Source organism: Variovorax sp. 10L426, from assembly GCF_056395305.1.
In genome coordinates, this window is sequence record NZ_JBFTJF010000003.1 from 52,198 (window position 1) to 77,270 (window position 25,073).

Below are 25,073 nucleotides of genomic sequence, written 5' to 3' on the forward strand. Positions count from 1 at the left end.
GGTAAAAAAGAGATTCAGGGAGATTCAATATGACGAACCGTTCGCGGTCGGCGCAGGGCCGATCGCATTTCCGTGCGTTCCCCGCTCCGGGCTTTGCCTTAAGCAATGCCGGCCTATTGCGCAGATGGCTCGCAGCAGTCATCGCGCCAGCATCCTGGGTGGTTCTGGCATTCCTGGCATTGCATGGAATTGCCGGCCATGCGGCTCCAGTGACATGGCCGGCCAGATATGCCGAACAATGGGACCTCTACGACGCCGATAGGGAAAAAAGACCGCCCCTGTTCAACGTCGCCACGGAGGCAGAAGCCTGTCAGGCGGAAAACCAGAAACTCATTCGCGGGTTCCGCGGTGCCTTCAAGTACTGCACCAGCCTTGCTACTTCCTACTGCTCAGACTTACCCGCGGGAGCCTGCACCTATGCGGACCCCGACGGGTCGGAGGTCGAGTACCCAGGCGATATTGGCTACTACATCGCCCCGATATGCGGCGACGTCCCAAATACAGAGCCGCCGCCGTTCGGCTCAGTGCGAGTGCAATACGTCAAGTCACTGGACCACACCACATGCACCTGCCCCGAAGGAAGTACGCCGCACATGGCGAGCGGCGGCCACTGCATCTTGCCCCGCAGGATCGAGTTGACCGCTTCGAGAACGACCTTCAAGCCCGGCGGCGCAAGTAAACCGGTCGAGTTGAAGGTCGCTGTCTACCTCAACGACGGGTCCGGCCGAGGAGCGTCCGGCGAGCCCGTCGAACTCTCGGTGATTCCCAGTGAAGGTGTGCCCGGCACGCTGACACCGACGACCGGCCTTGCGAACAATGGCGGCGGTTTCGGCGCGACTTACTACTTTCCGGGGAGCTTCCAGAAGGCACGCGTCGATACCATCCGCGCCACATGCCGGGGCTGCGCGGAGCCGGCGATGGTGGAGCTGAGGATGGCGCCGATTGTGGTTGGGTTTTTCAATGGGGTGTGGAATACGGATGAGCAGGCGTCTCAAGGATTGAGGGCTCTTAAAGGGCTTATCGGTCCGACCTATCAAGGGTCTGAATTGCGCTACGAGAACTTCTACAACCAGACGGGCACAGGAAACGGAAATAGTACCTTGCAAGACATTGCCGAAGTATTCATCCAGCGTGGCAAGGAACTGGACGGCGTGCTCGACAACCGATGGGAACACTATTGGGAATTGCTTGCGGGCAAACACGCCTCGGGCGATTCCCTCACCGATCGCCTGCTGAATGGTTTAGCCACCGGCGGCACGGCATTGGCCAAACTGTTGGACGCAACTTTCAATGCCATGCTCGGACAAATGTTCAGCGGCTACTCGCAGATGCTCAGTAATCCGCCCACCGCGGCTGACGTGGCTGGTCAACTCCAAAAGCTCAGGAGCTTGGCCGACGAAGATCATTCCTTCGCGCTTATCGCGCACTCACAAGGCAATCTCTTCGTGAACAGTGCCTACGATGGACTTCGCAGTAGCCATCCAGACACCGGGGCCGGTGTGGTTCATGTCGCTCCAGCTTCACCCACCTTGCGAGGCGAACACCTGCTGGCCGACATTGATCTGGTCATCAATGGATTGCGCGTTCAAGGCATCAACTCCGTGGCGTCGAACAACATCAACCTGCCGATCAGCAAGAGCGATTTGAGCGGTCACACCCTGGTCGGCACCTATCTCGACGCGACCCGCGCAGCGCGCGAAAAGATCAACGGCATGGTTCAGACTGTGTTCGGCTCACTCTGAGTTTTTGAAGTAAGGGAGAAATGAAAATGAAAGTGTCTTTGAAGTCGTTTGTCGGCGGTTTTCTGTTGGCCGCGATGCTCGCGGCTTGTGGGGGTGGAAATAGCAACTCTGGCTTCTCCGCGACGGGCTCCGGTTCTTCCGCGTCCTTGACGGGCAGTTCGTCCGAATCGTCATCTGGCTCGTCATCCGTCACCTCGCCCACCGCTCCGGGCGGTCTCACACTCACGCAGCAGATCGAACAACTGGAGCGCAAGGGAGGCTATCCCACACTGGATCGCTCGTCCGACATTGCAGGGCCGGACACCAACAGGAACGGCGTGCGAGACGACATCGAGGCTTGGATCAATACGCTCAGCGTCACCGAGGCGCAGCGTAAGGCGCTTATACAGAAGGCGAAGGCATTGCAGCAGACGCTGATAGTTGACGTCGGCGACAAGGCGGCGGTGCAGCGAGCCGGCGAGGGACTGATGGCTTCAACTAACTGCAGCGCCGATAGGTTTGAGCCCACCCCGGGAGACTCTTACGCACTGTCATCCAAGATCGAAGCCATGACCGCGAACACCCGCCAGCGCGCAGAGAGGTACATGAAATACAACAAGGCGCGCTCTGGCAGCAGCACAACGCTGCCCAATCACGACACCTGCGAGCCTTGATGGCTGCACCCTTGAAGCCGCTCATCGGTGGCTTTTTCATGGCGGCGATGCTCACGGCATGCGGTGGCGGTAGTGGTGGCGGGTCCGGCGAAAAACTGGAGCGCAAGGGAGGCTATCCCACACTGGATCGCTCATCCGATATCGCCGGGCCGGACGTCAACAAAAATGGCGTGCGCGACGACATCGAGGCTTGGATCAATACGCTCGACGTGACCGAATCACAACGCAAAGCGCTCATGCAAAAGGCAAGGTCATTGCAAAAGACTCTTCTTGTCGATGTCAAGGACAAGGCTGCTGTACAGAGTGTTGGCGAAGAACTCATGGCATCAACCAACTGTGGCGGCGATAGATTCACTCCCTATGTGGAATTTTCTCGGCTCAACGGAAAAATTGAGGCCATGACCGCGAACACTCGCCAGCGCGCGGAGCGGTACATGCAATACAACAAGGCGAGTTCGGGAAGCGTCACAACGCTGCCCAATCACGACACCTGCGAGCCTTGATGTCTGCGCCCTTGAAGCCGCTCATCGGTGGCTTTTTCCTGGCGGCGATGCTCACGGCATGCGATGGCGGTAGTGGTGGCGGGTCCGGCGAACAACTGGAGCGTAAGGGAGGTTATCCGACGCTGGACCGCTCGTCCGATATCGCCGGGCAGGACGCTAACAAGAACGGCGTGCGCGACGACATCGAGGCTTGGATCAATACGCTCAACGTGACCGAGGCACAGCGCAAGGCGCTCATGCAAAAGGCAAGAGCATTGCAGCAGACCCTCCTTGTTGACCCGGCGGATAAGGCTGCCGTACAGCGCGCAGGTGAAGGGCTGATGGCGTCTACAAAATGTGCCGGCGATCGATTTGCACCGGTCCGCAGCGATTCTTATCCAGTGACCGACAAAATCGAAGCTATGACAGCAAACACCCGCCAGCGGGCGGAGCGGTACATGCAATACAACAAGGCGAGTTTCGGCAGCAGTACTACCTACCCAAGCGGCGACACCTGCGAGCCGTAAACAGCGGCGTCTTCCGGCGCGCCGAAGTCCTCATCCAGCGCAGCGTCGCTGATTGCCCGAGACCGAGAAGTCGATCAACTACTGGCGCAAGAACGTCGAATCGTTCTGGAGCGCACTCGACGAAGACTTCGCGCTCGGTGTGTCGGTTCAGTCCACGCTGGCCAGTGGTGCAAACCAGGCGCTGCGCTTCGGCGCGACCGAATGGCGCTCGGCGAAGTTCCACCGCGACGTCGAAGCCGCCATCGCTGTGTAGCCGCGCGTTCTAGCTCCGCGCGGGCGCCGGCACGGGCCGCTCCTGCGCCGTCACCGTCCGCTTGATGAGCCTGCCTTCGCGAAGCAGCGACATCTGGACGGGCCGTCCGATGCGATCCGCACCCAGCAGACGCAACAGATCATCCGCGCCCGCCACCACGACATCATCGAGCGCAACAAGGACATCGCCCACACGCAGGCCCGCCAGATCCGCCGCGCCGCCGGCCTGCACTTCGCCGATGCGCACGGCGTGCGCGCCAGAATGAATCGCCAGCGCCACACGCCGCGACAAGGGCACCGTCTGCGCCGCGATGCCGAGATGCGCGCGCCTGACGCGGCCGTGGGCGATGAACTCGCCGATCACGAATCGCGCCGTGTTGCTCGACACCGCGAACGCGAGGCCCTGTGCACCAGCGATCATGGCCGTGTTGATGCCTACGACCAGCCCTGATGCAGCCACGAGCGCACCGCCGGAGTTGCCCGGGTTGAGCGCCACGTCGGTCTGGATGACGTCGTCGATCAGGTGCCCGCTCTGCGAACGCAGCGAGCGACCCAGCGCCGAGACGATGCCGGCCGTGATGGTCGATTCGAAGCCCAGCGGATTGCCAATGGCGACGACCAGATGCCCGCGTTTGAGCATCTTCGAATCGCCGAGCGTCGCGGTGACGACGCCGCGCGGCAACTCCACACGCAGCAGCGCGAGATCGGTGGCGGGGTCGTCGCCGAGGACCTCGGCTTCCTTGTCGCCGGCGTCGGCAAGTCCGATGCGCACCCGGCGCGCGCCGCCTACGACATGGCTGTTGGTCAGCACCAGTCCGTCGCCGGCGATGACCACGCCCGAGCCGAGACCGCTGCGCCGGCCGGAGCCGCTCTGCACGCGCACTACAGCCGGGCCGACGTTGTCGGCCACCGTCGCGACCGCGTTCGAGTACGCGTCGATGAGCGCGTCCTGGCTTGGCTCGGTCTCGTCGCCGCTGGGGAGGATGGAAGGTGAGTTGTCGTCGAACATGAGAACCTCAAAGATGAATGACGCCTTGCCGGACCGCCTGTGCCACCGCGTCCGTGCGGCCGGTGGCGTCGAGCTTGTCGAGCAGCGAGCCGACGTGGAACTTGGCCGTGTGGACCGAGATGCCCAGCCGCCGCGCGATCGCCTTGTTCGATGCGCCTTCGGCCATGAGGGCCAGCACTTCGAGTTCCCGCCGGGTCAGGGTGGTGTCGGCATCGCTGGCGGGCGCTGCGTCCGCCTGAACGATCTCTACATCCGCCGGCTCACCGTGTCGCGCAATGCGCAGGCCGGGCACCTCCGCGAGCAGCCCGAGCAGCCGCTCCGACAACTCGGCGTCGGCGATGTCGATCGCGATCACGATCGGTTCCGTGACGCTCGTCTTGTTCAATCGGCGGGCCTCTCGCCAATGGTGATCTCGGCTTCGACGGAGCCGCCGGCGCGCTGCAGCGACAGCTTCACGATGGTCCCGACACTCGCCGGCCCCAGTGCGCGCAGCAGCATCTGCACACTGCGCAGCGGCTCGCCGTTCCAGGCCAGGATCACATCGCCCTGGTGCAGTCCAGCCGCCGCGGCGGGTCCGTCGCGGTCGACGCCCATGACCATCGCGCCGATGGCGTCGGGCTCGACCTTCACGGGCTGGAGCGCCACGCCCAGATAGCCGCGCGGCACCCGCCCGTGAGCGGCGAGCTGTGCGGCGACGCGTTCGATCGTCGCGCCCGGAATCACGAGCACGCGGCGGCGCGGTCCGAAGACGCTCATGCCGATGGCACGGCCGAGCGCATCGAGCGCCAGTCCGCCCTCGGCGCTGCGGCGCATCGTCAGTCCGAGTTCGATCCGCGCTTCGATTTCACCGCCGCGCAGGCTGCGCCACGCGGGGCCGGACAGCGCGACCACCCCGGCGGCGGCGACCGGGGTGCCGGCGACCGACCCGAGCGCGAGTGCGATCGAACCGGCACGCACCGGCGTTGCGTCGAACGCGATCGGGGAGGGTGGCGCGCCATCGACGCGCAGCAGGGCGATGTCGGTGCCGGGATCACGCCCGACGAGGGTCGCCTGAGCACTCGCGCCGCCCGGCAGGTGGACCGACAGGTCCGTCGCGTCGTCGGGCAACGCCTCTTCGCAGGTGACGATCAGCCCGTCGCGCCAGGCGAAGCCGCTGGTGCGCGAACGCCCGGCATGCACGGCGACGACGCTGCCCGATGCGGCAGCCACCGCGTCGGCCATCGCCGCCGACAATTGTTCGAGAGGGGAAGAAACAGTGGTATCGGCCATGGAAGCTCCTTAGATGGCTTCATTGTGTGAAGCCACAAGGGCCTCGCGCCACTGCCCTGATGGGCAGGGTCGATCCGCCGGAACGCTACGATACCGGCTCTATTCGAGGGGGTGAAACCGATGTTTGGCTTGTTCAAGTCAAAGCGGCCGGCGCCGAGGCGCGGCTTGTTCCTGATCAATTTCAAGCTGGGGCGAGGCTCCAATGGCGACATACCCAGGACGCTCGCCGGCGCCTATGTGTCGGCCTATGTGACGGCAAATGATCAGGATTCCGCTGTGAGGGTTGCCGTGACCAGGCTCACGTCGAAGGGCTTCGAATTCCTCGACACGCAGGGGCCCATCACGCGGCTCGACCCCCGCCAATGGTCGAGCCACGTGGCGCAATCGTGGCCGGAATTCATCGACGAGCTTCCCAAGCAGAACGAAATCGTCGACGGCTTCGACCACGAAATGGTCTTCTTCGGCCCGTTCGTGGGCTACGAACGGGCCGAAGGCTGAGCCCGGCCTGTCCAACGCGCAGGACACAACCCCACCATGGCCACGTTCGAATGGATCATCGTGCTGTTGCTCGGCGCGGCGCTGCTGGCGGCGCTGGCACGCAAGGTCGGCGCACCGTACCCGACCTTCCTCGCGCTTGGCGGCGCCGCGCTCGCATTCGTGCCCGCCAGCCCGAACTGGACGCTCGACCCCCAACTCGCGCTGACGCTCTTCGTCGCGCCGGTGCTGCTCGATGCAGCCTACGACACCTCGTTGCGCGACCTGCGGCTGAACTGGCGTCCGATCGCCGGGCTCGTCATTGCCGCGGTCGGAACGACGGTGGTCGCTGTCGCACTCGCCGTGCGCTGGCTGGTGCCCGAGATGCCGTGGCCGGTCGCCATCGCGCTGGGCGCGATCGTCGCGCCGCCTGACGCCGCCGCTGCCACCGCCGTGATGCGGCAGGTCAAGCTGCCGCACAAGCTCCTGAAGATCCTCGAAGGCGAAAGCCTGTTGAACGACGCGAGCGCGCTGCTGGTCTACCGGCTCGCGATCATGACCGTGCTGGCCGGCCACCTCGGCTTCGGAAGTTTCGCGCCGGTGTTTCTGCTGACCGTCTTCGGCAGCCTCGCGGCGGGCGTGGGCTGCGCCTTCGTGCTGCGGCCATTGACGTCAGGCCTGCGCGAGGTGCCGATCGCGCTGATCGTGCAGTTCTCGCTCACCTTCGGCGTCTGGATTGCGGCCGAGGCCATCGGCCTGTCCGGCATCCTGACGCTTGTGGCGTATGCGATGACGGTCGCGCGCCGTGGCGGCGCGCAGATGCCGGCGCACATGCGCGTGCCGATCTTCGCGGTGTGGGAGACGGTCGTCTTCGTGCTGAACGCCTTTGCCTTCGTCCTGATCGGCATGCAGTTGCGTCCGGTCTGGCAGCGGCTCGAGGCCGGCGGTTCGCGCACCGATGCGATCGTGACCGCGGCGGTGGTGCTCGGCGTCACGATCGCAGCGCGCTTCGCGTGGGTGATGAGCTACAAGGCATTGACGCACCACCGCCAGAGTCGTGCGGGCGAGGCCGAAACCGCGCCGCCGAGGCCGGTGGTCGGCAGCGCGGTCGTGCTCTCGTGGGCGGGGATGCGCGGCATCGTCACCTTGGCGGCGGCATTCGCGATTCCCGAGACACTGCCGGACGGATCGCCATTCCCGTATCGCGACCTGATCCTGCTGTGTGCATTCGCGGTGGTGCTCGGCACGCTGGTGCTGCAGGGACTGACGATCGGCCCGTTGATCAGGCGCCTGGGCCTGACCGACGACGACCCGGTCGGTCGCGAGGTCCGTCTCGGCCGTGCGCATGCATACGGCGCGCTGCTCGATGCGATCAAGGACGACGACACCCTTTCCGCGAAGCTGCTGCGCAAGGAATACGCTGCGGTCGTCGAACTGAACACCAGCGATGCGAACGAGGCGCGCCTCGACGAAGTGCCCGGCGGGCCGCTCAGGCGCCGTGCCATTGCGGTCGCCCGGCAGCGCGCGTTCGAGATGCGGCGCGACGACGTGATCGGCGACGATGCCTTTCGCGTGCTGGTGCAGGAACTTGATTGGGCCGAGCTGAGCGCGGGTGGTGGCAGGCGGGAGTGAGGTCTCCATGACCCTCTATTGATGCGCCGTCCGCATCAATCTCTCCCCCTCTTTTCATCGAAGCAAAACTGATTGCGACCCTACGATGGAGCACGAGGTGGCAGTCATGTTTCTGGACTTTCAACGGACCGATATCGATGTTGGCAACAGGGGCGCCGATCCCATCGCCGAGTTCTTCGCGCGCAGCGCCGAGGACAGGTACTGCGGCTGGGATCTGTTCGCGAATGTGGCCCACTGGGCGAGCGTTTCTGCGGGCGTCGCGCTGATGGTGGTGGCCGGACTCGATTACTTCTAGCTTCGGTCCCGTTCGCTCTTTGTCAGAAGCCATAGAGCTCGGCCGGGTTGTCCGAGAGCATCCTGCGGCGTCCGGCATCGTCTGGGACGCACCGAAGCGACCACGCCAGCAGGCTGGTTTCGGAGGGGGCCGGATGGACGTTGGGATGAGGCCAGTTGCTGGCCCACAGGCAGCGCTCGGGATAGTGCTTCGCCAGCATCTGCGCGATCGGGGCAACATCCGCGTAGTCCGGTGGGCCGCTTCGCGAGCTTTCGTAGGGCGCGGAGAGCTTGATCCAGCAGTTGCCCTTGTCGAGCAGGCGACGCAGGCAGAGAACGGGTTCGCTGTCGAGCGCCACTGGGCCCAGGAACTTGCCGATGTGATCGATGGCAAGCCGGCCGGGAAGCCGATTCAGCATCGCTTCGTGCAACGGCAGGTCGCGTCCGTCCAGTTGCAGATTGATGTTCCAGCCGAGCGGAGCGATACGCGCGGCCGTCGTCTCCAGTGTCGACCAGGGCAGCAGGCCGCCGCCCGACAGCATCATGTAGCGAATGCCGCGCACCCCTGCCGTATGAAGGCGCGCGAGTTCGTCGTCCGTCACGTCGTGCGGCACGACGACGATGGCGCGGGCGCCTGCACCGAGTCGAGCGAGTGCCGCCAAGGTGCAGCGGTTGTCGAATCCGTAGCCGGTGGGCTGCACCACGACCACGCGGGTGAAGCCCAGGGCTTGTTGCACGCGCTCGCAAGCCTCGGCCGGTGCATGGGGCGGCTTGAAGGTCGCGGTCGGCGCAAGCGGGTACGCGTCTTCGTAGACGTGGACGTGGCAGTCGCATGCGTCTTCGGGTGGTTGCACTGGCGTGCTCATGATGGAAATCCCGGCGGCTGTTCAGCGTTCGCGTGCGCATGAGACCAGCGCCGCCATCGCGTGGCGTGCGCCGCGTTGACCGCGCCCGTCGGCAACTCGCCCTGGATCAATGCGGCGAGTTGCGCGACGGTTTCAAGCGCCTGATGCTCGACGGCGGGCAGGGTGAGTCCGCCGATGTGCGGCGTCGCGATCACCAGCGGATGACGGGCGAGCGTGGGGCTCGGCATCTGGTCGGGCGCGCGGCCGACGTCGAGCGCGCAGCCGCCAAGATGGCCCGAATCCAGCACCTCGAGCAACGCAGCCTCATCAACCAGTTCGCCACGCGCCGCGTTGACGAAGAAGGCGCCGCGCTGCATCGACGCGAAGGCCTGCGCGTTCATCATCCCGTTCGTCTGCGCATTGGCGGGCGCCAGGCAGACGACGAAGTCCGATTGCGACAGCAGCGCGGGCAGCGGGACGTGTTTCAGCATCGGATGCTCCGCGACCGGATGAGGGTCGTTGGCCAGCACGCGCATGCCGAAGGCCAGCGCCAGATCGCTCAGGTACTGCCCGATCTGGCCGAAGCCGATGACCCCCAGCGTTGAACCGCGCAATTCGCGGCCCATGAAAGGCGCGAGCGGCTGGTCGCGGTGATAGGCACGCGTGTAGCGTCCGATGCCTCGCCCCAGATCGATCATCACCGCGATGATCCATTCCGCAACCGCAGCGGTGTAGCCCGGGCTGGCCTGCGTCACCAGCACGCCGTGCAAACTCGCTGCCTCGACGTCGATCGTGCGGATATCGACTGCACATCGCATGAATGCCGCCAATCGAGGCAGTTCGCGAAAGAGGGTTTCGGGGCCGGGCGTCTGGCGGTAGGCGATCAGCGCATCGCAGTCCCGCGCAGCGACGACGAGTTCGGCGGTCGACAGGTCGCGCGGCTGCGGGTTGAGTCGGACCTGCGCGATCGATTCGAGCGCCAGCAGGGCCCGAGGCCCGAAGTAGTGCGCGAACTTGTCCGTCGGATGCGTGACGAAAACAGTGGTCATGTGGGCGCCTTCTCCGCCTTCGATCTCGTCGGGCGGGGCTTGTGCCCGGGTGGGGGTGCGACGGATTCGCGTTCGATCAGCCGGTTCGAGGTGAAGACCATCTCGTGCTCTTCCTGCGCAAGATCGGCGCCCGTTTTCATCGCCCGTTCGACCATCGCACGCGCCATCTCACGTATCGGCAACTGTACGGTCGTGAGTGTCGGGTTCGACAGCGCCGCCAGGAAAAGGCCATCGATGCCCACCACGGAAACGTCCTGCGGCACACGCAGGCCGGCCTCGCGCAGCCCCGACATCAACCCGAGCGCCATCAGGTCGTTGAGCGCGACGATGCCCGTTGGCGGATTCGGCAGTTCGGGAATCCGCAGCGCCGTCGCGCGCCCGACTTCGGCGATCACCGAATCGCCGTACTCGTTCAGCGGGCCGCCATCGAGAACCCGTGCGCTGTCCCGCAGGCCAGCGGCTTCGGCTGCGGCATGGAAGCCGTCGATCTTGGCGCTGCGGCTCATCGTCATGCCAGCGACCGTGACGAAGGCCAACTGCCGGTGGCCTTTCTCGATGAGATGGGTGGTCGCCATGCGCGCCGCCTCGAAGTTGTCCGGCATGACGTGGGCAACCTTCGAGCGCTTTCCGGGCGTCGCGCCGCGGTCGTAGCTGACCACGACGAGACCGCGCTCGACGGCGGATTCGAAGTGCCGCTCGTCGGCCAGCGACGAGATCACGATCACGCGGCGGACGCTTTGCGCCAGCAGGTCCTCGAAGAAGGCGTTTTCCTTTTGCCTGTCGCGGTAGGTGCTGCCGATCAGCAGGCGAAAGCCGTACTGCTCCTGCGCGACGGTCTCGATCTCGCGGGCGATGTAGCCATACATCGGATTGGCCATCGAGGGGACCAGCAAACCCAGCAGCGGGGTCTGCCCGGTCTTGAGCTGTCGGGCCAGCGTGCTCGGCCGGAAACCGAGCGTCTGGATCGCTTCCCTGACGCGCGCGAGGGTGTCGGGGCGCATGCGGTCGGTCCTCCCGTTAAGCACGTTGGAGACCGTGCTGATCGACACGGCGGCATGGCGGGCGACGTCCTGGATCGTGGGCACTCGGTTGTCCTGATGTCGGCTACAGCCCGAGCCGGTTCGGGAGCCACAGGGAGAACGCCGGCACGAGCACCAGCAGGACCAGCGTCACCAGAAGGACTGCCAGGTATTTCATCATGGGCCGCGCCACATCCTTCACTTGCGTGCCGGTAATCGCGCAAGTGGCGAAAAGGCCGAGCCCGATCGGCGGCGCGAACAGGCCCAGCCCCATCGCGATGACCATCACGGTGCCGAAGTGCAAGGGATGGATGCCGAGTTGCTGTGCGATGGGCGTCAGCAGCGGCCCGAAGATGATGAGTGCGGGCGCGCCTTCGAGGACCGCGCCGAAGATGATCATGATCGCGACCGACACGATCAGGAACATCGTGCTGCCGTACTGGTGTGCGAACGCGATCAGTGCGCCCGAGACGAGTTGCGGGATCTGCTCGATCGTCAGCGCGAACGACACGCTCGACGCCGCCGCCACGATGAAGAGGATGCCGCCCGCCATCGACGCGGAACGCACGAAGAGCTGCGCCAGCGCGCGCACGGTCAGTTCGCGAAACGCGAGGCCACCGACCACCAGCGCGTAGATCACGGCGAAGGCCGACACCTCGGTCGAGGTGGCGACGCCGGAGGTCACGCCCTTGCCGATCATGCCCACCATGACGATCGCGACCAGCGCGCCGCCGAGCAGTTTCAGCAGTGGCGTGCGTTGCTCGAACGCCTGGTCCGGGTCGATCTTCTGGCCGACGATCACCGTCAGGGCAGCCAGGGACATTGCCAACACGACGGCAGGCACCAGGCCTGCCATGAACAGCCCGGCGATGGAAATGTTGGCCACGAAGCCCATGATGATCATGTTGATGCAAGGCGGGATCGTCTCGGCCATGACGGCGGTGCAGGCCAGCAGCCCCGCAGCCTCGTTGGGGTCCTGGCGCGTGCGGCGCACCGCGGGCATCACGATGCCGCCGACGGCCGCGATGTCGGCCAGCTTGGAGCCGGAGACGCCCGAGAAGAAGGCCGTCGCGGTGATGGTGATCAGGCCCAGCCCGCCGCGCACGCGGCCGAACACCCGCAGCAGCAGTTCGATCAGCCGGGACGACATGCCGTTGGCTTCCATCAGGAGACCGGCCAGCACGAAGAAGGGGATGGCCAGCAGCACGAAATGGTCCGTCCCCGCCATGACCTGCTGCGAGTAGATCAGCAGCGGCAGCGAGGGGTCGGAGAGGAAATAGAGCAGCGACGAAAAGGCCAGCACGAAGCCGATCGGCACGCCGAGCACCAGGGCGCCGATGAAACCCGTTGCCAGCAGCAGGCCGTGGGGGATCGCGTGGGCGGGCACGAGCGTGTTCCAGCCGAAGACGATGGCAGCCAGTGCGGCGCATCCGAGCAGCGTGCCGGCCACCACGCGCCGCGGCCCGTTGACGGCATTCGCAATGCCGAACAGCGTCATGAACAGACTGCCGACCACCACCGGATAGACATACAGCCATTGCGGCAGTCCGATTGACGTGGTCTGGTCGTAGGTGTCGACCAGCAGCAGCACCGACGAGACGAAGAGGCTGGCCGCGACACCCGCGATGATCCAGTGACCGACCTGGATCAACGCCGGCTGCCAGTGCCCCGGCAGCATCTGCCGGAACAGGTCGATGCCCACGTGCTGGCTGCGCGCCAGTACCGTGGCCGCGCCGAAGAAGACCAGCACGATCATCAACGCCCGGGCGATCTCCTCGGCCCAGTCCAGCGGGTCGTGCAGGAAGTAGCGAAAGACGACCGACACGAACACCACCATCACGTCGGCGGCCAGTACGGCGCCCGAGACGTACTCCGTCCAGCGGTTCAGGGTGCCCAGCCACGCGCCCGACGTCGTGTCATGGCGAAATCCCAGCGAGGCCGGTACGTGGCGCGTCTCCACTGGGTCGACGATCGCCGCCACGGTCAGACCCGGGCAGCGTTGACGTCGGCGAAGAGCGGGGCGGTGACGGGGTATTGCTTGGCGAAGCCCGCCCAGAGGTTGGCTTCCATCTCCTTGCGGACCGTGGCGCGATCCGCAGGAGACATCGGGAAGAAGGTCATCCCCTTGCGCTTGAGTTCTTCCACCGCAGCCTTGCCCTTGTCTTCCGCGACGGCGCGCTGCTGCAGCGTTGCGTCATTCACCGCCTTGAGGAAGGCAGGGCGCAGCTCGGCGGGAATCTTGTCCATGCCGCGCTTGCCGATCACGACCACCATCGGGCTGAACAGGTGTTCGGTGAGCCAGCACGACTTCACGACTTCGTTGAGCTTGCTCGCGAGCACTGTCGCGGCGTCATGCTCGAAGCCGTCGACCACGCCGGTCTGTGCCGCCATGTAGAGCTCGCCGAACGGGATGGGCGTGGGGATCGCGCCCATCAGCTTGAAGGTCTCGATGAATGCCGGCGTCGGGAGCACGCGCAGCTTGACGCCCTTGATCTCGGCCAGCGACCGGACGGGCGCCTTGGTGTAGACGCTGCGGGCGCCGAAATGCGATGCCCAGGTCAGGATGACGATGCCCGAGCGCTTCTCCAGCAGGTCGCTCAGGGTCTTGCCGGCCGGACCTTCCAGCACCTTGCCGGCGTGGGCATAGCTGTCGAACAGGTAGCCCAGGTCGAGCATGCCGAGTTCGGGCGAGACCGTGGCGAAGATCGACGAGCCGGACACCATCATGTCGACCGAGCCGACCTTGACCTGCTGCACCACGTCGCTTTCCTTGCCCAACTGGTTGTTGGGAAAGTAGTCGAGCTTGATCTTGTCGCCCACGCTGCCCTGCAGGTTGTTCTGAAGGCGCTGGTACCAGACGTAGTGCGCGGCGTTGTCGTCCGCCAGCATCGAGGACGAAAAGCGCAGCGAGACGACCTGCTGCGCGCGGGTGATGGCTGGAAACCCGGCGATGGCGGCAACGGATGCCGCGGAGCCTGCCTGCACGAACTGACGGCGAGAGATCGAAGCCATGGTTTGTCTCCGTGGTGCTTGTGTATCGATTTACTGTATCGATTTACGAGCACTCGGAGATCCGGGTCTTCCCTCCCTATGGCGTCATGATGCGGCGCCGCAAACGCCGCGGGCTTGCGCCCGCACCGGCCGGGCCGCGCGGACGGGCAGGGCGGCCTTCGTCCGCGTGCTGGCGGTGTGGATCAGAAGGGCGCCGACCACCATCGCCATCCCCAGCAGTTCGTTGCCCGAAGGGAGCTTGCCGAGCGCGACGCTCATCAGCAGAGCCGAGACCGGAACGAAGTTCAGGAAGGCGGTGCCGGTGACCGCGCCCATGGTCCGAACGCCGAAGTTGAAGGCCAGCACGGCCACCGCGGAAGAGATCAGGCCCACATAGGCGAGCGCGTGCCACGACAACATCAGCCCCGCGCCGCTCGGAACCTCGGCCAATCCTGCGGCGGTGGCGACGACGGCGCCGATCAGAAGCAGCGGCCAGGAGGCCAGCACGGTGAGCGCGCTGTATTCCACGACGTCGAGCTTGTTGGCAAACTGCGCGGCGCCGCGGGTGTACCAGACCCAGCCCAGCGTGCCCACGAAGGCCATCGCGTCGCCGAAAGCGGTGGATTCGCCTGCTTGCGCGCCATGCGACGAGAGCGCCCCCGAGACGATGATCACGCCCGCCAGCGCCAGCAGGCTGGTCAGCACCGTGGCCCTGGTGGGGCGAACGCCGTCGAGCGCCCAGCGCAATAGCTGCGTCGTCATCGGCGTGGTGGCCATGATGATCGCGCCGTGCGAAGGCACGGAGTGGGCCAGCCCGGTCAGCAGCATGACGCTGAACACGCCGAAGCCCGCAAGACCGCGAATCGCCAGCGGCATCGCATGCGCCCGCAGCTTGAGCCACGGCGTCGCACCGCGCGGCACGAGCAACGCGATGAACAGCATCGCGGAAAGGCTGTACCGGATCAGCGTGAGCCAGAACGGGTCCACGTGATGCAGCACACCCTTGCTGACGAGGAACATGCCGCCCCATGCGGAAGTGGCAAGTAGCAGGGCGGCAATGCCGAGCGAGCGAGGTTGGGTTGTCATGGGGTGCCTCAGGCGTTGAATCGATGCCTTGAAGCATGGGCGCCGAAGCCGCCGCCGGCCATTCGTTTCTTTGGACAGGGCCCTCAGGATTTGCGAATGGCCGCGGTCGGCCGATACACGCACAATTTGCGGCATGGAGCTCTATCAACTCAAGACCTTCGTGGCGATCGCCCGGGAAGGCAGCCTGACCCGCGCGGCCGAGCGTGTGTTCACGAGCGCGCCGGCGGTGAGCGCGCAGCTCAAGGCGCTGGAGGACGAGCTGGGCGTCAAGCTCTTCGACCGAACGCCGCGCGGCATGACGCCGACCGAAGCCGGCCTGAGCCTGCTCGAAGAAGCCGAGCGCACACTGGCTTCGGCGATGCGCATGCGCTCGACGGCGGAGCAGATCCGTGGGGCGGCGCAGGGCGTGGTCCGCTTCGGCACCGTGGTAGACCCGGTGGCGCTGCGGCTGGGCCATGTGCTGGTCAAGCTGGCCGAGCGCCATCCGCAGGTGACGCTGCAACTTCAGCAAGGGCTGTCGTACCAGACGCTGGAAGGCGTTCGGCGCGGCGAACTGGACTGCGCCTACGCGCTGAGCGACAGCGAAGAGATCGATGGCCTGGCGGTGCAGCGGCTCGGCGTTGTCGATCTGGTCGTCACGCTGCCGCCGTCGCTCGCGAAAGCGCACCCGGCGCTGAATCTCGAAACCCTGACCAGCCTGCCGTGGGTCGGCACGCCGCCGTCATGCGTCATGCGCGCGCATCTGGACGGCCTGTTCGCGAGCATCGGCCGCGAGTACCGTCCGACGCAGACGGCCGACGGCGAAAGCGCCATGCGCGCGATGATCGCCAGCGGGCTGGGTGCGGGGCTGATGCGTCTCGACCAGGCGGAGCAGGCCGAGCGCCAAGGCGAATTGGCCATCTGGCAGGGCTGGCGATCGCATACGTGGCTCTGTTGGGTCGCGCCTGCCGGCGGGACACGCACCGCGGCGGTCGATGCGGTGCGGGGCGCGGTGCTGGAAGCCTGGGCTTGAGGGCGGAAGTCAGTTGCCGGCAGCCGCCCGTCGCAGGCGACCGGGGCCGAGCATCTCCGCAGTGATCCCGAAGGATGCAGGATGCGCGGGTACCGGCATCCCGCGCGCGAGGGCGGCGCAAGTTTCGCCCATCGCCGCCGAAGTTTGGATGCCGTAGCCGCCTTGCGCGGCAACCCAGAAGAAGCCCGGCGCTTCGTCGTCGAAACCGCCGACCAGGTCGCCATCGGCCACGAAGGACCGCAGCCCGGCCCAGATGCGCGTCGGCCGGCGGATGGCAAGCGTGGTCGCTTCCTCGATGCGGTGGATCGCCAGCGCGATGTCCATCTCCTCCGGCTGCACATCCTGCGGATCGACGAGATCGGCATTGGCCGGCGAACCGAGCAGCATGCCGGCGTCGGGCTTGATGTACCAGTTCTCCTCGGCGCCGTGGACCAGGGGCCAGCCGGAGATGTCCATGTCCCTGGGCGGCTCGAAGATGAAGGCGGAGCGACGCCGTGGCTCGATGCCCAGCGGCTGCACGCCTGCCAGCCGCGCGATGACGTCGACCCAGGCGCCGGCCGCGTTCAGGACGACTGGCGCTTCATACACATGGCCGCCCGCTTTCACGCGCCATTGGCTCTGCTCGCGCGTCATGGCCGTGACTTCAGCGTCGCAAACCAGCTTGCCGCCGGCACGTCGCATGCCGCGCAAGTAGCCCTGATGGATCGCATGCACATCCATGTCCGCGGCATCGGGCTCGTAGGCTGCGCCGATCACCTGCTCGGGGCGCAACGCAGGCACCATGGCGCAGGCTTCTTCGCTGCTCAGACGGCGCGCATGCGGCGCCATGGCGTGCAGCACCTGCCAATGTTCTTCAAGCTGAGGCAACTGTCCCGGACCGGCGACCATCATGGCGCCGCGCGGTGTGAGCAGCGGATGCTCGGTGAAACCTTCGGGCGGGTTGTCGAGGAAGGCACGGCTTGCCAGCGTGAGGGCACGTACTTGCGGCGTGCCGTAGCTCTCCATGAACAGCGCCGCGGAACGGCCGGTGGAGTGGTAGCCCGGTTGCGACTCGCGCTCCAGCACGATCACTCGACCGTGCGGCGCGAGCCAGTGGGCGACGGAAGCGCCGGCGATGCCGCCGCCGATGATGAGGAAATCGGCTTGTTGTGGAGGAGGGGAAGTTGTCATGACGCGAATGCTAAGGCTCCGCGGCGTTAACCTAGCGCGATGAACGCTTTCGCTACGCAGCGCGACGCCGCAACACCGATAGGCCCGCCGCCGCCGGCGCCCGACCTGCCCACGCCACCGCCGCCTGTCGCACCGCCGCCGCCGCCCGTGGTCGACCCTCCGGCGGCAGACCCTCCGCGGGTTGAACCCGGCGCGCCGCCGCCAGTGGCCGATCCGCCGCCGGGTGCGCTGGCGCTCGGACGTATCCACGCGCGCCGATTACGCGATGTCTACCGATCTGCCGGTTGGCCGTGCTGCGACACCGTCGAGGTCGATCTGCTGGCCGCCGGCCTCCTGGAGCGCGTCCGCTCCATGCAGGGCCATGAAACGCTGCGCGTGACCGACGCCGGCATCTCGCACATCGCGACCTCGCTGGTCGCCAACCGCGGCATGTTGTCGCGGCACGAAGCGCTGGTGGAGCGCATCGCACGCGAGATGACGCGCGCGGGCCGCATCGCCTGGCGCGGGCTGAGCCTGCGTGCGCAACTGCCGCCCGCTGGCGAAGGCGACAAGGCCCGATGGTGCATCGCGCGGCCGGATTTGTTTTCCATTCGCAACACCAGCGTGGAGGCCTACGCGCAGCCCATCGTGCATGAAGTGAAGGTCAGCAGGGCCGATCTCCTGAGCGATCTGCGCAAGCCCGACAAGCGCGCCGCCTATCTCGACCTCGGCGGCGAATGCTGGTACGTGCTGGGCTGCGATGCACGCGGCCGGCCCATCGGCGAGCCGGACGAGATTCCGGCCGAATGCGGCGTACTGGTCGCGCAGGCGGAGCGGCTCGTGGTCGCGCGCTCGGCGGTGCATCGCGCGTTGCCGCGCATGCCTTTCGCAGTCTGGATGGCGCTGGCCAAGGCGCAGCCCGTGGCCGGATTCGAAGACGATTTGCAGGACTCGCTGCCCGGAATCGACGACTGAAGAAGGTGAACGTGCCCGGGACCTGACGCACCGCTGACGCCGCGACCCTGGCCGGAAGTCGTAGTCACCTTGTCACAGGTGCGACAGAACGTAAACTAAGAACGGCCCGCCGAAACAGTGCCCTTGTTGGCGCAACGATCACAAGGAAACCGCCATGCAGCCCGTTCTCGAAATCAGCAAGCTAGGCGAGCGTTCATACACCTACACCGTGCGCGCCACTCGCGCGCGGGGCGAGCCTCCCCCCGAAGCCTGCTACGTCGACCTGGGGCTGACTTCGTTCGCCGATTGCCTTCGCGATGCGGCGGAGGCGCTGACCTACTTTCCGCGTGTCTACATCCGCTACGAAGGCCTGTGCGTCGGCGAGCAGATGGTGACGCGGCTGGCGCGCCAGCCGGATGCCGTCGTTCGCGAGTTGCTGGCCAAGTACCAGGACGCTCTCGAAGCGCTTCCAGCGGCCATCCAGTCCCCGCAGGAGGACGTGGCCGCTCAGGTGTCGGTCTCATAGCGCACGAGCCAGCTCCAGAGCTCCGCGCTCTCGTTCGTCGCTTCGCGCAGGAATTTCGTGTAGCCGATCAGGTCGGCAAGACGCGCTTCGGCGCGCACCACGATGCGGTCGCCCTGCACATCTTCCTCGACGACGCGTGCGCCGCGGCGATGCAATTCTTCGCGTACCCGCGCGGCGTGCGCATGCGGCGCCCGGATGCGGACGAACATCACCGGCTGGAGGCCTACGCCGTCGTGCGCGCGAAGCGCGCAATGGGCGCGCGGCGCATCGAATCGCGCCGAGGCACCGAGCGCGGCGGCGACCAGGGGCGTCGCTTCATCCAGCGCCTGCTCGTTGGCCGCGCAGAGAGTGAACTGCTTGCCGTCGTCCACCAGCAGATGGCGTTCCGGCTTGGAGAGCCACTCCGCTGCGCCACTCTCGCGCAGTGACGCGAGCTTCTGCGCATCCACCGACAGCGATTGCCGAAGCGGGTAGGAGGCCAGTTCATGGTCGTCGAGCGCCAGGGTACGGCGCGTGCCGATGCTCATGCGGCGGCTCGCTCAGCTCGTGTATTCGCCGCTGGCCTCTGGCTGGTAGAGGATCTCCGCGACCTTGGCGCTGCCTTCTTCGCCCCCGGGCGTCTTCCATGTGGCCGTGGCGCCGAGGCGAAGCCCGATCAGGCTCATGCCGACCGGCGAAAGCACCGAGAGAAAGCCCTTGGCAGGATCGGCCTCGCGTGGATAGCAAAGGGTCATCTGGTCGCGATGCCCGGTGCGCGCATCGACGATCGTCACTTGCGAATGCATCGTGACGATGTCGGCAGGGACATCGCGCGACTCCACCAGTTCCGCGTTGTCGAGCAAAGCCTCGAGGTTGTTGTGGGACTTCGCGTCGAGCAGCCTGGTGAGTCGGACGTGATCAAGTTCGGTGAGCACGCGCTCGCCGTGAATCGTTGCTTGCATGGAGCACTCCAGTCGAATGCGGATACCTCTGGGGCGGCCGCTACCGCGCGGGGCTGAGGCCCGGCGATCGATGGTTGCGCTAAAGAAGGGGAAGAGGTGATCGCCGGGCTGGGAAGGGTGCGGCCGGCTGACGCAGTCCCGCACGAAAACTCGCCGCGCCAGCGAGGTTCGCTGCGGCGGGGCGGTTGATGCGGAAGGGCGCTGGAGAGCACATGGGGCCGATTGTAGGCGCGGGACTCGCGCAACCACGGGATGAAGGCAGCGCGCTTCGCAGTACGATGCCCGCGTCATGGCCTGTTCTGCCTGCGGGTTTGAAGCCGACGTTCAATTCGCCTTCTGTCCGAAGTGCGGGCAGCGGCTTGCTGCACCGCCCGCCCAGGCGGAGTCCGACCGCCGTCCGGTCACGGTCATGTTCGCGGATCTGTCAGGCTTCACGTCGCTGAGCGAATCGCTCGATCCCGAAGTCGTGCGGTCGCTGCAGACGGAGCTGTTCGCAGAGATGTCCGCCGCCATCCAACGCCTGGATGGCTTCGTCGAGAAATACGTCGGCGACGCCGTGATGGCTGTGTTCGGCGCACCGGTCGCGCACGATGAAGATCCCGAACGCGCGGTCAGCGCGGCGATCCTCCTGCACGAGAAGATCAGCGCATTGAGCGAACGCTGGATGGCACGCATCGGCCGGCCGCTGGCCTTGCACATCGGCATCAACACCGGGCCCGTGGTTGCCGGCCACATCGGCTCGAACCCTGCGGCCACCTACGCGGTGACGGGCGACACCGTGAACGCAGCGGCGCGCCTGCAGTCCGCGGCGGCGTCGGGCCAAACGCTGATCAGCCGGTCGACCTACATGCTCACGCAGCATGTCTTCGAATTCGAGGAACTGGGTCCGTTGCCGGTCAAGGGCAAGGCCCAGCCGATGGCGGCGTTTCGTCTCGTCGGCGCGCTGGCCGCGCCGCATGCCGTGCGCGGCCTGCAGGCACACGGTCTCGCGACCTCGCTCGTCGGGCGGGATTCGGAACTGCGCGTGCTCTGGCAAGCCTTCGAGGCCATGCGGAGCGGGCAGAGCCAACAGGTGCGCATCGTCGCCGAGGCGGGTACAGGCAAGAGCCGGCTTCTGTCGGAGTTCCTCGCGCAACTGCTCGCGCGCGATGCGTTGGCGGGCGTCGCCGTGCGCAATGCAGCCTGCTCGTCGTTGGGGGAGCGCACCTACGGTGTGCCGGCCGCGCTGCTGCGCGATGCCTACGGCCTGTCCTCCCAGGAGCCGGTTGGCGAAGCGCAACGGAAGATCGAGGCAGCGCTCGCGGACATGGGTGTGGACGATCAGGAGCGACAGCAAACGACCGCCTATCTCGCCTACGTGCTGGGGCTCGAAGCCGACGACGCGCGCACGCGCTACCTGGACCCGGAGCAGCTCAAGCGGCAGATCTTTTCCGCGGTGCTCGGGGTCATCCGGCGCCGTCTTCAGCGAGGCCCGGTGATGCTGATCGTGGAGGATCTTCATTGGGCCGATGCAGCGTCGCTCGACGTGTTGCGCTACCTGCTCGACCAGTTGGGTGGTCAGCCCTTCATGCTGCTGGTGACGCATCGGCCCACGCCCGAGGCTGCGAGCCTGACGAGCGACGCGGTCGCGCACACGACGGTCGCGCTGGAACCCCTGTCGCCGCAATGCAGCGCGAAGATGCTCGACGAACTGTTCGGAGCCGCGCGGCATACCTTGCCGGACGAACTGCGCATGCGCATCGTCGAGCACGCCGGCGGCAATCCGCTCTTCCTCGAAGAGATGGTGCGCGCCCTTATCGCCGACGGTGTGTTGCAGCGGCAGAACGATGTGTGGGTCTATCTTCCGCGCGCTTCGGCGGTGCAGGTGCCTCTGACGATCCATGGTCTGCTCCTGGGCCGCATCGACCGTCTGGCCGTGCCGGTGCGCCAGACGCTGCGCGAGGCGGCTGTGATCGGCCCCGTGTTTGCCGAGGCGCTGCTGCGCGACATCGCGACCGCGCGCGCACATGCGTTGACCGAAGCGCTGGACGCTCTCGTCGACGCCGGCCTGCTTTCGGTTGCGCCGACCGCTTCCGGGCCGGCCGGGCTGGAGGCTCGGCAGTTTCGATTTCGCCATGGGCTTTTCCAGGAGGTCGCCTACCAGACCCTGCTGATGAGCCGGCGTACCGATCTGCACACGCGCATCGGCGAAGGGCTGGAGCGCCTGTGCGGCGGATCGCCCCGGCACCTGGAAGAACTCCAGGCGCTGGCCCATCACTTCCGCCTTGGCGCGGACAAGCCGCGCGCCGTGCATTACCTGGTCGCCGCGGGCGACTGGGCACGCAACACCTACGCCAACGCCGATGCGATCCGGCACTACGAATTCGCGCTCGAGACGCTCGGCGCCGACGACGATGCGGACACAAAAAAAAGACTCTCCGTCCGCGAGCGCCTCGCCGATGTTCTGGCACCAGCGGGCAGGATCGCCGATGCGACGGCGCACCTCGAAGCCGTGCGCGACGGGCATGCATCGGCCGGCGACCCCATCGCGCAGGCGCGCGTGCTGCGCAAGATCGCTGCCTTGCGGTGGGAGGCCGGCCAGCGCGACGACGCGAGGCAATGCCTGGCCTCTGGGCTTGCGCTCATGGACGAGGCGGTGCCTCACATCGAACTGGCCTGGCTGTATCAGAAGATGGGCGAACTCGCGTTCCGCAGCGGTGACAGCCGCGGGGCCCTGGAATGGGCGCAGCGCGCGTTGACGCATATCGAAGGGCTCACTGCGCGCGACGACGAGGCCACCTGCGCCGCGGTCGCGCTCGCGCTCAACATCCAGGGTGTCGCACTCGCGCGGCTGGATCGGCTGGACGAGGCTGTCGAATGCCTGGAGCACAGCGTGGAGGTCGCGCGCAAGGCCGACCTGCCGCAGGCGGAATGCCGGGCGCTGTCGAACCTCGGCGTGCTCTACAGCGGAAGCAACCCGCAAAGGGCCATCGACGCTTGCGAACGTGGATTGCAGACGGCCAACCGCATCGGTGACCTGGGGCTTCAATCGCGGCTGTCGGCGAACCTCGCGGTGGCCTACTGCACGCTCACCAACCGATGCGACGAACGCGGGATGGGGGCTGCCCATGAGGCCATTCGGATCGACCGGAGCACAGGGCAGCTCGATCATCTTGCGGTGTCGCTTGTGGTGCTGGCGCAGATCTACCAGTGCCATGGCGAGCCTGCGCGTGCGCTGCGCCATTACCAGGAAGCGTTGGCGCTGGCGGAGAAGTCCGCAGAGCCGCAGCTGCTGTTTCCGTGCTACGACGGTCTGGCGACCTTGTGTCTTGATCTGGGCGACGGGGTGCGGGCGGAGCGCTACATGGCGCTGGCGATGGATATCTGCGATCGCGCGGGGCTTGATCCGGATGCGCTGATCGTGTTGCCGTTCTTGGCCTAGGGAGAAAGTCGGGGAAGGAGTGGAGCGGGCGAAGGGAATCGAACCCATAGGGTTTGGCGCTCTCCATTGGGAAACTCCAGCATCAGCCAGTGTCAGTACTCAGGGCTGGTACACACGGCGAAGCGGGAATGTAGCAGACGCAGAGCGCTACCGCCGCTGATTTGCAGTAGATCCGATTCCCGTATCAGCAGCCCGTCTTGACTGTCTTCGGTCGGCATGCGGCGGCGCGGCCCGCAGAGGGCAAAACAGGTCGCTTGCACTGACTACCGTCAGTCACGGAAGCTCTTGACCGGCTCTCCCACGACGAGCATGCTGCGATCGGCATGGAAAAGCGGGGTACGGCAAATGAGCTGGAATCACTTCGGAATCTTTGCGATTTCCGTTTCGCAATTGCTAGGCCCTTTTGCTTTGGCGGCGGGCACGATACCCAATGGGGGTCAGTGTTTGGCGCCGGGAAAAGATCCCGGACCGCCCAGTTCATGGGGCGCACGTGACGCCACGTGTATTTCGAATAGCTGCTATCCCGGCGTGGCACTTAAGGCCGTAATGCGTGGAGGCCATAAGATTGGCTGGTACTGCATGGACAGAGGATCGCATTGCGCCTATAACGATTCTGTAGGACAACCTAAATCTGTCGGCGTCAACCCCGGCGAGAGCGTAGGCCCTGGGGTATGTCAATGTGACCCGAGCTATATAGGATCAGGGCGCTGCCAAGCAATAATTCCTGCGCCGCAGCAGTGTAAGCAATGGGAGCATCAGTGGCAGAATGATAGCGCTCTAGATTACCAGATCTATGTTGCTTATGGTCCTAATTTCAGCAATCAAGGACCGTTTGTATTGCATGCGGTAACCAATGAATGCTCAGGCTTCATTCCGTTTAAGTATTGTGTAACTGGCGCACACGGGCCTCCGTGCAGGCCGACCAATGTCATTTCCAAAGGCGGAGGAAAGACTGAATTCCCGCTCCACCACAAGGACGGGGAGCCTTTCCCTTATTGACCGAATGCAGGACGAAATGCACTATCGTACTGAGGGATGGTGGGCGGCCGTACCATAAACTTTTGGAGACTCTGATGCAAATTTCACCGTTGAATGGCACTTTAAAGCTGCAATGCGAAATTACTTTCGCATCTGAAGATGACGACGGCGCTGAACAATTTGTCGAAGGCCTCTGCCTTTCTGGAAATGCTTTGCGCGATGCGCGAGATATCGAGCGCCACGCGTCAGCGGAATTGACTTGTGATTCTTTTATCTACACCAGATTTACCGCAACCCTATCGACGAACCAAATAATGGCTGTGCCGAATGCGACATCGACTCCGGACGCCTTCGCCAGGGCTCGTCGATGCCGTCCCGATGTGCAGTCAGTGCAAGACTTTGGTGAAAAAATTGCATATTGCTTGGACCCGGAATACAACCCTCTTGTGTGTCCGGCCTGAAGAGGATTCCGGCCATTGGGTAGCGACCCCTGGGATCAGATGGCGGGATCGAAGGGCCTGCCTTTGAGGCGGTGCCAGCCCGTTGGTAGCCCGAACTTGGAGACGTAAGGCTCAAAGGGCTCCCGGTGGCCCCTGCAGTCCTGAGACAGGCTCATGCACTTAGGGCAGCACATCCGGCCGTCCGAAAGGAATCCGACTTGCGGGTCAGACACAGGAAGTCCCCGGGCCTCCAGGCGCTCCCTGCGAGCCTCGATCCAGGTGGAGAGGTCCAACAGATCGTCCTGGGTCATCTTCAGAATCCCTTGCTCAGTTTGCTCGCAAAGTTCCC

General features: G+C 65.5%; 25 protein-coding genes. 13 read left to right on the forward strand and 12 right to left on the reverse strand.

Annotated features, from left to right (window positions below; translation table 11 throughout):
- The first annotated feature begins 29 nt into the window (after positions 1 to 29).
- Genes AC1DHL_RS04875 through AC1DHL_RS04895 form a run of 5 tightly spaced genes read left to right on the forward strand, consistent with a single transcriptional unit; the run spans position 30 to position 3,657 of the window.
- Positions 30 to 1,742 carry a hypothetical protein gene (locus AC1DHL_RS04875; RefSeq protein WP_478101437.1) on the forward strand — a complete coding sequence of 571 codons (1,713 nt, stop codon included), beginning with the start codon at positions 30 to 32 and terminating at the stop codon, positions 1,740 to 1,742.
- Positions 1,743 to 1,768: 26 nt separating this feature from the next.
- Positions 1,769 to 2,395, forward strand: a complete 627-nt coding sequence (locus AC1DHL_RS04880; RefSeq protein ID WP_478161027.1) for a hypothetical protein — start codon at positions 1,769 to 1,771, stop codon at positions 2,393 to 2,395.
- An 11-nt stretch (positions 2,396 to 2,406) separates the two neighbouring features.
- Complete coding sequence (locus AC1DHL_RS04885; RefSeq protein WP_478161029.1) at positions 2,407 to 2,898, forward strand: hypothetical protein; 492 nt, start codon at positions 2,407 to 2,409, stop codon at positions 2,896 to 2,898.
- A gap of 11 nt (positions 2,899 to 2,909) precedes the next feature.
- The gene (locus tag AC1DHL_RS04890) at positions 2,910 to 3,404 is read left to right on the forward strand and encodes a hypothetical protein (protein WP_478101443.1); all 495 of its coding nucleotides are present in this window, start codon (positions 2,910 to 2,912) and stop codon (positions 3,402 to 3,404) included.
- A 52-nt stretch (positions 3,405 to 3,456) separates the two neighbouring features.
- A complete protein-coding gene (locus tag AC1DHL_RS04895) occupies positions 3,457 to 3,657 on the forward strand; it encodes a hypothetical protein (RefSeq protein ID WP_478101444.1) in 201 nt (66 codons plus the stop codon).
- A gap of 9 nt (positions 3,658 to 3,666) precedes the next feature.
- On the opposite strand, the gene AC1DHL_RS04900 is transcribed toward AC1DHL_RS04895, so the two are convergent.
- Genes AC1DHL_RS04900 through AC1DHL_RS04910 form a run of 3 tightly spaced genes read right to left on the reverse strand, consistent with a single transcriptional unit; the run spans position 3,667 to position 5,934 of the window.
- Positions 3,667 to 4,665, reverse strand: a complete 999-nt coding sequence (locus AC1DHL_RS04900; protein WP_478161031.1) for a S1C family serine protease — start codon at positions 4,663 to 4,665, stop codon at positions 3,667 to 3,669.
- A 7-nt stretch (positions 4,666 to 4,672) separates the two neighbouring features.
- The gene (locus AC1DHL_RS04905; RefSeq protein WP_478161033.1) at positions 4,673 to 5,050 is read right to left on the reverse strand and encodes a response regulator transcription factor; all 378 of its coding nucleotides are present in this window, start codon (positions 5,048 to 5,050) and stop codon (positions 4,673 to 4,675) included.
- On the reverse strand, positions 5,047 to 5,934 hold the full coding sequence (locus AC1DHL_RS04910) for a S1C family serine protease (protein ID WP_478161035.1): 888 nt from the start codon (positions 5,932 to 5,934) through the stop codon (positions 5,047 to 5,049). Before AC1DHL_RS04910 ends, AC1DHL_RS04905 begins: the two co-directional genes overlap by 4 nt.
- Positions 5,935 to 6,099: 165 nt before the next feature.
- Here AC1DHL_RS04910 and AC1DHL_RS04915 point away from each other — a divergent pair, with 165 nt between their 5' ends.
- The 3 genes from AC1DHL_RS04915 to AC1DHL_RS04925 all read left to right on the forward strand — a co-directional run bounded on the left by AC1DHL_RS04915 (position 6,100) and on the right by AC1DHL_RS04925 (position 8,335).
- Positions 6,100 to 6,432, forward strand: coding sequence for a hypothetical protein (locus tag AC1DHL_RS04915; RefSeq protein ID WP_478161037.1), 333 nt, complete (start codon positions 6,100 to 6,102; stop codon positions 6,430 to 6,432).
- A gap of 36 nt (positions 6,433 to 6,468) precedes the next feature.
- Entirely contained in the window at positions 6,469 to 8,040 is a 1,572-nt protein-coding gene (locus AC1DHL_RS04920) for a cation:proton antiporter (protein WP_478161039.1), read from the forward strand.
- Positions 8,041 to 8,146: 106 nt separating this feature from the next.
- Complete coding sequence (locus AC1DHL_RS04925) at positions 8,147 to 8,335, forward strand: hypothetical protein (protein WP_478161041.1); 189 nt, start codon at positions 8,147 to 8,149, stop codon at positions 8,333 to 8,335.
- 22 nt (positions 8,336 to 8,357) lie between these two features.
- Here AC1DHL_RS04925 and AC1DHL_RS04930 read toward each other — a convergent pair whose 3' ends face one another.
- The 6 genes from AC1DHL_RS04930 to AC1DHL_RS04955 all read right to left on the reverse strand — a co-directional run bounded on the left by AC1DHL_RS04930 (position 8,358) and on the right by AC1DHL_RS04955 (position 15,303).
- Positions 8,358 to 9,179: an amidohydrolase family protein gene (locus AC1DHL_RS04930; RefSeq protein WP_478101458.1), complete on the reverse strand. Its 822-nt coding sequence runs from the start codon at positions 9,177 to 9,179 to the stop codon at positions 8,358 to 8,360.
- Positions 9,176 to 10,207, reverse strand: a complete 1,032-nt coding sequence (locus AC1DHL_RS04935) for a hydroxyacid dehydrogenase (protein WP_478161043.1) — start codon at positions 10,205 to 10,207, stop codon at positions 9,176 to 9,178. The genes AC1DHL_RS04930 and AC1DHL_RS04935 overlap by 4 nt, the downstream gene beginning before the upstream one ends.
- Positions 10,204 to 11,292: a LacI family DNA-binding transcriptional regulator gene (locus tag AC1DHL_RS04940; protein WP_478101462.1), complete on the reverse strand. Its 1,089-nt coding sequence runs from the start codon at positions 11,290 to 11,292 to the stop codon at positions 10,204 to 10,206. The genes AC1DHL_RS04935 and AC1DHL_RS04940 overlap by 4 nt, the downstream gene beginning before the upstream one ends.
- Positions 11,293 to 11,311: 19 nt before the next feature.
- A complete protein-coding gene (locus AC1DHL_RS04945) occupies positions 11,312 to 13,159 on the reverse strand; it encodes a TRAP transporter large permease (RefSeq protein WP_478161420.1) in 1,848 nt (615 codons plus the stop codon).
- Positions 13,160 to 13,209: 50 nt separating this feature from the next.
- A complete protein-coding gene (locus AC1DHL_RS04950; RefSeq protein WP_478101463.1) occupies positions 13,210 to 14,238 on the reverse strand; it encodes a TRAP transporter substrate-binding protein in 1,029 nt (342 codons plus the stop codon).
- Positions 14,239 to 14,322: 84 nt separating this feature from the next.
- Entirely contained in the window at positions 14,323 to 15,303 is a 981-nt protein-coding gene (locus AC1DHL_RS04955) for a DMT family transporter (RefSeq protein WP_478161045.1), read from the reverse strand.
- 133 nt (positions 15,304 to 15,436) lie between these two features.
- On the opposite strand from AC1DHL_RS04955, the gene AC1DHL_RS04960 reads away from it, so the two are divergent.
- Complete coding sequence (locus tag AC1DHL_RS04960; RefSeq protein ID WP_478161047.1) at positions 15,437 to 16,315, forward strand: LysR family transcriptional regulator; 879 nt, start codon at positions 15,437 to 15,439, stop codon at positions 16,313 to 16,315.
- Between the two features lie 9 nt (positions 16,316 to 16,324).
- Here AC1DHL_RS04960 and AC1DHL_RS04965 read toward each other — a convergent pair whose 3' ends face one another.
- On the reverse strand, positions 16,325 to 17,485 hold the full coding sequence (locus AC1DHL_RS04965; protein ID WP_478161049.1) for an NAD(P)/FAD-dependent oxidoreductase: 1,161 nt from the start codon (positions 17,483 to 17,485) through the stop codon (positions 16,325 to 16,327).
- Positions 17,486 to 17,524: 39 nt separating this feature from the next.
- Here AC1DHL_RS04965 and AC1DHL_RS04970 point away from each other — a divergent pair, with 39 nt between their 5' ends.
- Both AC1DHL_RS04970 and AC1DHL_RS04975 read left to right on the forward strand, forming a co-directional pair.
- Positions 17,525 to 18,439, forward strand: a complete 915-nt coding sequence (locus tag AC1DHL_RS04970) for a hypothetical protein (RefSeq protein WP_478161051.1) — start codon at positions 17,525 to 17,527, stop codon at positions 18,437 to 18,439.
- A 154-nt stretch (positions 18,440 to 18,593) separates the two neighbouring features.
- Positions 18,594 to 18,944 (forward strand): hypothetical protein, encoded by a 351-nt coding sequence (locus tag AC1DHL_RS04975; RefSeq protein ID WP_478101474.1) that lies wholly within the window; start codon positions 18,594 to 18,596, stop codon positions 18,942 to 18,944.
- Here AC1DHL_RS04975 and AC1DHL_RS04980 read toward each other — a convergent pair.
- Together AC1DHL_RS04980 and rnk are read right to left on the reverse strand one after the other, a co-directional pair.
- Entirely contained in the window at positions 18,926 to 19,471 is a 546-nt protein-coding gene (locus AC1DHL_RS04980; RefSeq protein WP_478161053.1) for a hypothetical protein, read from the reverse strand. The two genes, AC1DHL_RS04975 and AC1DHL_RS04980, sit on opposite strands and share 19 nt — an antisense overlap.
- A 12-nt stretch (positions 19,472 to 19,483) precedes the next feature.
- A complete protein-coding gene (gene rnk, locus AC1DHL_RS04985; protein ID WP_478161055.1) occupies positions 19,484 to 19,885 on the reverse strand; it encodes a nucleoside diphosphate kinase regulator in 402 nt (133 codons plus the stop codon).
- A 289-nt stretch (positions 19,886 to 20,174) separates the two neighbouring features.
- Here rnk and AC1DHL_RS04990 point away from each other — a divergent pair, with 289 nt between their 5' ends.
- A complete protein-coding gene (locus AC1DHL_RS04990; RefSeq protein WP_478161057.1) occupies positions 20,175 to 23,306 on the forward strand; it encodes an adenylate/guanylate cyclase domain-containing protein in 3,132 nt (1,043 codons plus the stop codon).
- A 1,073-nt stretch (positions 23,307 to 24,379) separates the two neighbouring features.
- Positions 24,380 to 24,745 carry a hypothetical protein gene (locus tag AC1DHL_RS04995; RefSeq protein WP_478161059.1) on the forward strand — a complete coding sequence of 122 codons (366 nt, stop codon included), beginning with the start codon at positions 24,380 to 24,382 and terminating at the stop codon, positions 24,743 to 24,745.
- Positions 24,746 to 25,073 lie beyond the last annotated feature (328 nt).